The 1,087-nt window shown below is 49.7% G+C and carries 1 protein-coding gene; it reads right to left on the reverse strand.

Annotated elements, in window-relative coordinates:
* A partial coding sequence (locus R7070_RS26325) for an MATE family efflux transporter (protein WP_318141534.1) occupies nt 1-1,087 on the reverse strand: 1,087 nt, incomplete at both ends.

Consider the following 1,087-nt stretch of genomic DNA (forward strand, 5'->3'; position numbering starts at 1 on the left):
ACACATCTTGATACAGGCAGAATTTCACATCTCCACCAGCACGAAGAACCCCCACAATGACCATCATAGGCACTGAGCGCAATACGACGCCAAGTGCCAGAATCACCATGAACTGCTCTGCCAAATGACGAGTCTCGGCGCTCAATGCACTGAATGCATCGAGTATGAGCTGATTGGTGAAAAATAGAAGTACCGCAACACCGAAAGCAATCAGGACATTCAAGATTACCGTCGCCCAAGCTTGGTAATACACAGGTTCAAAGTTTTTCGCGCCGAGTTGGTTACCCACTAAAACCGCAGCTGCATTCGATAGGCCAATCATCATAGCGAGAGCAATCGACTCAACGGGTGTCATCACCGACAACGCTGCCAAACCTTGCACGCCTGCTTGTCCCATGATCGCGTGGTAAGCAAACAGCCCTCCAGCCCAAGCGAGAAAGTTGAACGTCGTGGGTAAAGATAAGCTAAGAAAACGAGTGATTTTGTCCAACACTAAGCTGGCACGAATATCGCCCCAACCAAAGGCGATAATGTGTTTTTTCAACCACAAATAACCAAATAAGCAACCAACTTCAATGGCTCCACTGATCACCGTTGCAATTGCTGCACCGGTAATACCAAGGGCAGGAAAGCCTAGGTGACCGAAAATCAACACCCAGTTTAAAAACACGTTAGAGAGAATACCGATGCCGCTAAAGAAAGTACTCAACCCTGGTTGATGCATAGCACGTAATCCCACCGCCATACTGGCAACACACGCCACTGCGAACATACTGGCTGATGAAATTACCAAGTAGCTTGACCCAAGCTCAATCACCTCTTGGGAATCCGTGGTCAAGCCCATGATTGGCTGCGGGAAAAAGACGAATAAACAAACGGCCAGCGCGGCAAACACCATCGCAATCATCCAAGTCAGCGACGTACTTTGTCTTACGCCAATTTTGTCTCCCGCTCCCCAGTACTGCGCGGTAAGCAGTGCGCCACCCGTGGTCACCCCAACTAACATGATGGTGGTAACAAACGTCGCTCGAGCTGCGACTCCCACAGCGGCAATTTCGGCTTCACCAAGTTGCCCTAGCATCAATAC

The sequence above is a fragment of the Vibrio sp. 1557 genome (assembly GCF_033340175.1).
Classification (GTDB): domain Bacteria; phylum Pseudomonadota; class Gammaproteobacteria; order Enterobacterales; family Vibrionaceae; genus Vibrio; species Vibrio alginolyticus.